10 protein-coding genes are annotated in these 8,654 nt (G+C 60.9%); 6 read left to right on the top strand and 4 right to left on the bottom strand.

Annotated elements, in window-relative coordinates:
- Positions 1-181 precede the first annotated feature (181 nt).
- The 3 genes from HU806_RS24250 to rph form a co-directional block, all read right to left on the bottom strand.
- Positions 182-778, bottom strand: coding sequence for a GlcG/HbpS family heme-binding protein (locus HU806_RS24250; protein ID WP_202884439.1), 597 nt, complete (start codon positions 776-778; stop codon positions 182-184).
- A gap of 228 nt (positions 779-1,006) precedes the next feature.
- Positions 1,007-1,375, bottom strand: coding sequence for a DUF4870 domain-containing protein (locus tag HU806_RS24245; RefSeq protein WP_186615200.1), 369 nt, complete (start codon positions 1,373-1,375; stop codon positions 1,007-1,009).
- Positions 1,376-1,405: 30 nt separating this feature from the next.
- On the bottom strand, positions 1,406-2,128 hold the full coding sequence (rph, locus tag HU806_RS24240; RefSeq protein ID WP_186615199.1) for a ribonuclease PH: 723 nt from the start codon (positions 2,126-2,128) through the stop codon (positions 1,406-1,408).
- 269 nt (positions 2,129-2,397) lie between these two features.
- Between rph and HU806_RS24235 the strand changes: the two genes are divergently transcribed.
- From HU806_RS24235 to HU806_RS24210, 6 genes are all read left to right on the top strand, one after another.
- A complete protein-coding gene (locus HU806_RS24235) occupies positions 2,398-3,261 on the top strand; it encodes a YicC/YloC family endoribonuclease (RefSeq protein WP_186615197.1) in 864 nt (287 codons plus the stop codon).
- 12 nt (positions 3,262-3,273) lie between these two features.
- On the top strand, positions 3,274-3,894 hold the full coding sequence (gene gmk, locus HU806_RS24230) for a guanylate kinase (RefSeq protein ID WP_047735756.1): 621 nt from the start codon (positions 3,274-3,276) through the stop codon (positions 3,892-3,894).
- 166 nt (positions 3,895-4,060) lie between these two features.
- Positions 4,061-4,324, top strand: coding sequence for a DNA-directed RNA polymerase subunit omega (gene rpoZ, locus HU806_RS24225; RefSeq protein ID WP_003177259.1), 264 nt, complete (start codon positions 4,061-4,063; stop codon positions 4,322-4,324).
- Positions 4,325-4,384: 60 nt separating this feature from the next.
- The gene (gene spoT, locus HU806_RS24220; RefSeq protein WP_186615195.1) at positions 4,385-6,490 is read left to right on the top strand and encodes a bifunctional GTP diphosphokinase/guanosine-3',5'-bis pyrophosphate 3'-pyrophosphohydrolase; all 2,106 of its coding nucleotides are present in this window, start codon (positions 4,385-4,387) and stop codon (positions 6,488-6,490) included.
- Between the two features lie 36 nt (positions 6,491-6,526).
- Positions 6,527-6,907 carry a deaminase RidA gene (gene ridA / locus HU806_RS24215; protein ID WP_085685905.1) on the top strand — a complete coding sequence of 127 codons (381 nt, stop codon included), beginning with the start codon at positions 6,527-6,529 and terminating at the stop codon, positions 6,905-6,907.
- 55 nt (positions 6,908-6,962) lie between these two features.
- Positions 6,963-7,703 (top strand): hypothetical protein, encoded by a 741-nt coding sequence (locus tag HU806_RS24210; protein WP_186615193.1) that lies wholly within the window; start codon positions 6,963-6,965, stop codon positions 7,701-7,703.
- A gap of 69 nt (positions 7,704-7,772) precedes the next feature.
- On the opposite strand, the gene HU806_RS24205 is transcribed toward HU806_RS24210, so the two are convergent.
- On the bottom strand, positions 7,773-8,630 hold the full coding sequence (locus tag HU806_RS24205; RefSeq protein WP_186615191.1) for an NAD-dependent epimerase/dehydratase family protein: 858 nt from the start codon (positions 8,628-8,630) through the stop codon (positions 7,773-7,775).
- Positions 8,631-8,654 lie beyond the last annotated feature (24 nt).

Raw genomic sequence — 8,654 nt, 5'->3', positions numbered from 1 at the left:
CCTTTATTTTTTACATTCCAGAAAAGCAAATGCCCCGACAAGTCGGGGCATTTGCTTTACGCCGCCGCAAACTGCGTTTTCACACAGTCTGATTCAATGTCGGCTTTTTTGTATGCAATGACCAGTAATGCAAGGATCACGTGACGACCCGTTACACAACGCGGCCTTCGCTACAGCGCAATCAAGACGCTGGAAACACCTGCGAAACCTCATCGCTTGCCAAGCCACTTGGCGATTCCAGGCCTGCATCCCTGATCAGCGCCAGTCGGTATTTATCAATTGCATAATTAGCACATTGGGCATCGATCCTTCCGTCTGGGGCTCCGCCCACGCCAATAGCACCGATCACCTCACCGCCAACCCTGATTGGCACACCACCGGTCAAGGCCAGGGTGCCGGGGAGATTGGCGAGCTGGGGAGCCTGAACGGTACGCGCCATGACATTGCTTGTTTCAGTCTTGAAGGATAGCGCCGTGTACGCCTTGCGCTCACTGCCAGCAAGCGCGATAGGCCCGGTATTGTCAGACCTCAGCATCGCCAGCACCGTGCCTGACCGATCCACCACCGTGGCAGCGACCGACTGGTTGTTGGCGGCACAAACGGCTACCGCCACATTGGCCAGTCGCATGGCATGAACATAGGACAAGTTCTTTTGCGCAACAACCGATTGGACGGCTGCAGCCTGGGACGGCAACTCCACCAAAGGCGCCAGTTGCGCATGAGCGGATGCGGCAACAACAGCAAAAGCAACCGTGGAAATAATTTTCATAATCGTCATATCTAAATCCTTTTAATGGGGATGAAACCTTTTTCCATCCAATGGAAAACTCATCATGGATTCAAGACCACCGTTTGGCACCAAACGTTATAAAACAAGATGTTAAGACCCCATCCCCCAGAAAGCTCAGTCGTTATCGCTTTTGGCCTGGCTCAGTGATGCAACTGCGGTATGCCTAAACGAAAATGCCCCGAAACCGGGGCATTTTTTGTAGCGCAGCGCGGATTGTTATTTAACCAAGCGCCAGGTAAACGGATACCGATACGGCTGCCCTTCATTGGCCTTCACGCCACCAATGATGGTCAGCACCAACGCACCAATCGCCACCAGCCCAAACAGGAAGAAGCCGATCACCACGATCATCAGCAGCAGGCTGATCGCCGCGGCGATCGCCACGGTGATCTGGAAGTTAAGCGCTTCCTTGCCCTGGGCATCGATGAACGGGTCGGATTCACGCTTGAGCTGCCAGATGACCAGCGGCCCGATCAGCGAACCGAACGGAATGAAAATCCCCAATAGTGCGGACAGGTGACAGAACATTGCCCATTGACGCGCCTCTTTGCTCGGCTGGGGCAGCAGGACTTGCTCATCACTCATGACGTTCTCCTTGTCTGAAGCGCAAAACGATCAGTCGGCCAACGCGGCCTTTTGCAGTTCGAAAATTTCGTTCATGCCTTTCTTCGCCAGCTCCAGCATAGCGTTCAACTCTTGCGGCTGGAACGGAGCGCCTTCAGCGGTGCCCTGGACTTCGATGAAGCCGCCAGCGCTGGTCATGACCACGTTCAGGTCAGTCTCGGCGGCGGAGTCTTCCAGGTAGTCCAGGTCCAGCACCGGCTCGCCTTGGTACATGCCGACGGAAACCGCGGCGATCATCTGCTTGAGCGGGTCGCCGCCCTTGAGGCCGCCACGCTTCTTGATCACTTTCAAGGCATCCACCAGCGCGACCATGGCGCCGGTAATGGACGCGGTGCGGGTGCCACCGTCAGCTTGGATCACGTCGCAATCGACGTAGAGCGTCACGTCGCCCAGCTTCGACATGTCCAGCGCGGCACGCAGCGAGCGGCCGATCAAACGTTGGATTTCCAGGGTACGGCCACCCTGCTTGCCACGACTGGCCTCGCGCTGGTTCCGTTCGCCGGTGGCGCGCGGCAGCATGCCGTATTCGGCGGTCAACCAACCCTGGCCTTGGCCCTTGAGGAACCGTGGCACGCCGTTTTCGACGCTGACGGTGCAGATGACCTTGGTATCACCGAATTCGACCAGTACAGATCCCTCGGCGTGTTTGGTGTAGTTGCGGGTAATGCGGATCGAGCGAAGCTGATCGGCAGCGCGACCACTTGGACGTTTCATAGGGAACACCTGTACTGAGGACGGAAAACTGCCGGATATTATAGAGCCGCGGGCCGCCAGAGGGCAGTTTAAAAAAGCCGGCGCGACAGGTGAGCGTGCCCAAAGCCCCGGCCGACGGGCTGCAGCGCTTTGTTACCGGAGCTGTTTGGGCGCTTGCGTCGCACTGCGCTACAATCCTGCGCCTTTGCTGTCCTTCAGCATTTACCCACAGATCCCAGGCCTCACGACCACCGACCGGTCGTGACCGGCCTGCATTGCGAGGAACCCCCATGGTGCACAGCATGACCGCCTTCGCCCGCGTCGAAAAAGCCGGGGCCCAAGGCACGCTGGGCTGGGAACTGCGCTCGGTCAACAGCCGTTACCTGGAGCCGCACCTGCGCCTGCCCGAATCCTTCCGCGATCTGGAAGGCGCCGTGCGCGAAGCGCTGCGCCAGGGCCTGTCCCGGGGCAAGCTGGAGTGCACCCTGCGTTTCACCGAAGAAACCACCGGCAAAGCCCTGCAAGTAGACCGTGAGCGCGCCGCGCAATTGGTCGCCGCCGCCGAAACCGTCGCCAGCCTGATCAACAATCCCGCCGCCCTGAATCCGCTGGAAGTCCTGGCCTGGCCCGGCGTGCTGGTGGGCGACGCGAGCGACCCGCAAGCACTCAATGCCGAAGCATTGGCGCTGTTCAATCAAGGCTTGAAAGAACTCAAGGCCGGTCGCGAGCGTGAAGGCGCGGAGCTGGCCCGGCTGATCAATGAACGCCTGACCTCCATCGAGGAAGATGTCGTCACCCTGCGCGAACTGGTCCCGCAGATGCTCGCCACCCAGCGCCAGAAAGTCCTCGACCGCTTCGCCGACATGAAGGCCGAACTGGACCCGCAGCGCCTGGAACAGGAAATGGTCATGCTCGCGCAAAAGAGCGACGTGGCCGAAGAACTGGATCGCCTGAGCACCCACATCATCGAAGTCCGCCGGGTGCTCAAGTCCGGCGGCGCGGCCGGTCGCCGCCTCGACTTCCTGATGCAAGAGCTCAACCGCGAAGCCAACACACTGGGCTCCAAAGCCTTCGACCCGCGCAGCACCCAGGCAGCGGTCAACCTCAAGGTGTTGATCGAGCAAATGCGCGAACAAGTGCAGAACATTGAGTAAGGCTAACCCGACATGACCCACAGCACCGGCACCCTCTACATCATTTCCGCGCCCTCGGGCGCTGGCAAGACCAGCCTGGTCAAGGCATTGATCGATGCCGAACCGCAGATCCGCGTCTCGGTCTCCCACACCACTCGCGCCATGCGCCCGGGCGAAGTGAACGGCGTGAACTATCACTTCGTCGACCGTGAAGAGTTCGTGAGAATGGCCGAGCACGGCGACTTCCTGGAGCGCGCCGAAGTTTTCGGCAATCTCTACGGCACGTCGCAAAGCTATCTGCAGCAGACGCTCGACGAAGGCCACGACCTGATCCTCGAAATCGACTGGCAAGGCGCCGAGCAGGTGCGCAAGCTGATGCCCCAGGCCCGTTCGATCTTCATCCTCCCGCCGAGCCAGCAGGCCTTGCGCCAGCGCCTGACCAACCGCGGCCAGGACAGCGACGAGATCATCGAAGGCCGGATGCGCGAAGCGGTCAGCGAAATGAGCCACTACGTCGATTACGATTACCTGATCATCAACGACGATTTCGCCCACGCACTGGACGACCTCAAGGCCATTTTCCGCGCCAGCCAGCTCCAGCAGAAACGCCAGCAGCAACGTTTCGGTAAATTATTGGCCGAACTGCTGGGCTGAACCGCCCTTCCCAAAACCGCTGCGAGGGCTTTACATTGGTACTCGCAGCGCGCCGAGGGGTTGGTCAAAAAATCAGCGCTTCCCTAAACGCTGGTGTTTTTTTAAACTGTCGAGTCCGCTCGCCCAACCGGGCAGCGCGCATATTGCATTCGCTCCGAGGAATACCATGGCCCGCGTAACCGTTGAAGACTGCCTAGAACACGTGGAAAACCGCTTTGAGCTGGTCATGCTCTCTACCAAGCGTGCCCGTCAACTGGCCACCGGTGGCAAAGAGCCGTTGGTCCAGTGGGAAAACGACAAGCCTACCGTGGTAGCGCTGCGTGAAATCGCCGAAGGCCTGATGAGCTACGAGTTCATCGCCAACGCTGAAATCGTTGAAGACGAACCGCTGTTCGCAGCGTTCGAGGACGAGTCCAACGAGGCGGTCTAAGCCTATGCCTGGTCGACGTAGCACGGCGCGGGGTCACAGCAGACGGCAGGAGTCATCATCATGCCGAGCATAGACGCCCTCGCCGATCGCTTATCGGCCTACCTCGGCACGGACCAGGTCAATCTGGTCCGCCGAGCCTATTTCTACGCCGAACAAGCCCACGACGGCCAGCGCCGCCGCAGCGGCGAAGCGTACGTCACGCACCCGCTTGCAGTGGCGAATATCCTCGCCGACATGCACATGGACCATCAAAGCCTGATGGCCGCCATGCTGCACGACGTGATCGAAGACACCGGCATCGCCAAGGAAGCGCTTCAAGCGCAGTTCGGCGAAACCGTGGCCGAACTGGTCGATGGGGTCAGCAAACTGACCCAGATGAACTTCGAGACCAAGGCCGAGGCCCAGGCTGAAAACTTCCAGAAAATGGCCATGGCCATGGCGCGCGATATCCGCGTGATCCTGGTCAAGCTCGCCGACCGCCTGCACAACATGCGCACCCTGGAAGTGCTGTCCGGCGAAAAGCGCCGGCGCATCGCCAAGGAAACCCTTGAGATCTACGCGCCCATCGCCAACCGCCTGGGCATGCACGCGATCCGCATCGAGTTCGAAGACCTCGGCTTCAAGGCCATGCACCCGATGCGTTCGGCGCGGATCAACCAGGCCGTCAAGCGCGCCCGGGGCAACCGCAAGGAAATCGTCAACAAGATCGAAGAGTCCCTGAGCCATTGCCTCGCGATCGACGGCATCGAAGGCGAGGTCAGCGGGCGCCAGAAACACCTCTACGGCATCTACAAGAAAATGCGCGGCAAGCGTCGGGCCTTTAACGAGATCATGGACGTCTACGCGTTCCGGATCATCGTCGACAAGGTCGACACCTGCTACCGCGTGCTGGGCGCTGTACATAATTTGTACAAACCGTTGCCGGGGCGCTTCAAGGACTACATTGCGATCCCCAAGGCCAACGGCTACCAATCGCTGCATACCACGTTGTTCGGCATGCACGGCGTACCGATCGAAATCCAGATCCGTACCCGCGAAATGGAAGAGATGGCCAACAATGGCATCGCTGCCCACTGGTTGTACAAATCCAGCGGCGACGAACAACCCAAAAGCACTCACGCCCGCGCCCGGCAATGGGTCAAGGGCGTACTGGAAATGCAGCAGCGGGCCGGCAACTCCTTGGAATTCATCGAGAGCGTGAAGATCGACCTGTTCCCGGACGAGGTCTACGTCTTCACGCCCAAGGGCCGGATCATGGAGCTGCCCAAAGGCTCCACCGCGGTGGATTTTGCCTACGCCGTGCACACCGACGTCGGCAACAGTTGCATCGCCTGTCGCATCAATCGACGCCTGGCCCCGCTGTCCGAACCGCTGCAAAGCGGTTCCACGGTGGAGATTGTCAGCGCCCCCGGCGCGCGGCCCAACCCGGCGTGGCTCAACTTCGTCGTCACTGGCAAGGCCCGCACGCACATCCGCCACGCGCTGAAACTGCAACGTCGCTCCGAATCCATCAGCCTCGGCGAACGCCTGCTGAACAAAGTGCTGAACGGGTTCGACAGCTCACTGGACAAGATCCCGGCCGAGCGCGTGCAGATCATGCTCAACGAATACCGCCTCGAGCTGATCGAAGACCTGCTCGAAGACATCGGCCTGGGCAATCGCATGGCCTACGTTGTCGCCCGCCGCCTGCTTGGCGAAGGCGAACAGTTGCCGAGCCCGGAAGGCCCGCTGGCGATTCGCGGCACCGAGGGCCTGGTGCTCAGCTATGCCAAGTGCTGCACGCCGATCCCGGGCGACCCGATTGTCGGTCACCTGTCCGCCGGCAAAGGGATGGTGGTGCACCTGGACAACTGCCGCAACATCAGCGAAATCCGCCACAACCCGGAAAAGTGCATCCAGCTTTCGTGGGCCAAGGATGTCACCGGCGAATTCAATGTCGAACTGCGCGTCGAGCTGGAGCATCAGCGCGGCCTGATCGCCCTGCTGGCGAGCAGCGTCAACGCCGCCGACGGCAATATCGAGAAAATCAGCATGGACGAACGCGATGGCCGCATCAGCGTCGTCCAACTGGTGGTCAGCGTGCACGACCGCGTGCACCTGGCCCGCGTGATCAAGAAACTGCGCGCCTTGACCGGCGTCATCCGCATCACCCGAATGCGCGCATAGAGCCTCAACAGCCGCCCTCATTACAAGGAGTCATCAATGACCAAGACCGTTATTTCCAGCGACAAGGCCCCGGCCGCCATCGGCACTTATTCCCAGGCGATCAAGGCCGGCAACACGGTCTACATGTCGGGCCAGATCCCACTGGACCCGAAAACCATGGAGCTGGTCGAGGGCTTCGAAGCCCAGACCGTGCAGGTGTTCGAAAACCTGAAGGCCGTGGCCGAGGCTGCCGGCGGTTCGTTCAAGGACATCGTCAAGCTCAACATCTTCCTCACCGACCTGAGCCACTTCGCCAAGGTCAACGAGATCATGGGCAAATATTTCGACCAGCCTTACCCTGCCCGCGCCGCCATTGGCGTGGCCGCCCTGCCAAAGGGCTCGCAGGTCGAGATGGATGCCATCCTGGTCATCGAGTAATACAGGTCGGCGCAGCGTCCCCCGCTGCGCCGTTTTCGTTCGAAAGGAATCCACCATGCGCAAAGCGCTTGCTCTCTCGCTGCTCGTCCTGCTTCTCGGCGGCTGCGCCAGCGACCCTGCCGACCGTGACATCAGCGGCACCTGGATCAACCAGGCGGCCATCGACGCTGCCGCCAAGGGCGGCCCGCTTCGCGAAGCGCTGCAGGGCTACGGCCCGAACCTGGAGTGGGACGTCAACACTCGGGCCGGCCAGGCGCGCTACACCAACGGCTTCGAAAACGTCGAAGGGAAGTTGCTCGGCGAACAGGACGGCGCCTGGAAAGTCGACTTCTACGGCAGTTCGGCCAGCGAACTCAAGCGCGACGGCAACCAGTTGAGCCAGGCGGCCACCGAGAACGAACCGCAGCAGGTGTTCGACCGAGCGCAAGTCCAAGTACCGGAGGGCGCACCGATCGGCGCCAGCTTCGAGCGCGCGTTATATGCCGCCTACCTGGGTGGCACTTGGAACATCAGCGAAGGTCCCGGCCAAGGCGCCACGGTGCAATTTCAACCCGACGGCCAGGTCAGCGGCCTGCCCGGCGCTGATCGCTACGCATTGTGCCTGGCCGGCGATTGCGCCTCCATGAGCGGCGGCAACGACAACATCTGGCTACAACAGAACGGCCAGGGCAACACCTGGATCTTTGCCCGTGACGGCAAGAAACTGGAAATCTTCCAGACCGTGAATGCGGCACTGGCCGATGAGATGCCGTCGTTCACGCCGGGTGATCGCAAGTGGGTGCTTGAAAAGCAGTAGCCCTGCCTCAAGGAGCCCATGTGGGAGCGAGCAGGCTCGCTCCACAGCCTGTTTCTTGGCGACTGGAAATCAGCAACGCCCTTCGAGAATCGCCGCATACCCCTCGCGAAAGCTCGGATAACGCGGCGTCCAGCCCAAGGCCTTGGCCCTGGCGTTGCTGCAACGCTTGCTGCCGGCACGACGCACGCTGGCGTCTTCAGCCCACTCGGTCACGCCCATATATTCCCGCAACCAACCCACCACCTCCGCCAACGGCGCGGGCGCATCGTCGACGCCGATGTAACAGTCCTCCAGCGCCTTGCCCTGGCGATCGGCTTCCAGCAGGAACGCCAGCAGGCCGGCGGCATCGTCGGCGTGGATGCGATTGGCATACAACGGCGGATCGGTCACTATGCGATAACCCTGGCGCACCTGGCTCAGTAGCCACTCACGGCCCGGACCATAGATGCCGGTCAAGCGCAGACGACTCGCCGGGATACCACTGCCCAAAGCCAGCTGTTCGGCTTCGATCATCAGCCGACCGGAATAACCGCCGGCTACGGTAGGCGAGGTTTCATCCACCCATTCGCCCTGCTGCTGCCCATAAACGCTGCTGCTGGACACAAAAAGCAGGCGCTTGGGCTGTTGGCCATGCTGCTTCAACCAGCTCAACACATGCTGCAGTCCTTCGACGTAAGCCTTGCGATAGCCCGCTTCGTCATGGTCGGTGGCGGCGGCGCTGTACACCAGATAATCCAACGGATCCGTGGGCCAATCGGCGGGGCATTGCTCGCTGAACAAATTCCCCGCGACCCCAATGACCCCGGCTGGGAGGTTCGAAACCGTCCGCCGCAAGCCATGGACCCGCCAATGCCCAGCCACTAATTGGCTGGCCAGGCGGCCGCCGATATCACCGCAGCCGGCGATCAAAACAGAAGGCGCGGACATCATGAACTCCTCTGGCAAAGCCGC

The organism is Pseudomonas sp. SWRI154 (assembly GCF_014268645.1).
Taxonomy (GTDB): Bacteria; Pseudomonadota; Gammaproteobacteria; order Pseudomonadales; family Pseudomonadaceae; genus Aquipseudomonas; species Aquipseudomonas marvdashtae.
Note: the sequence above shows the minus strand (reverse complement) of the source record. Positions and strands in the feature narration are given on the sequence as shown.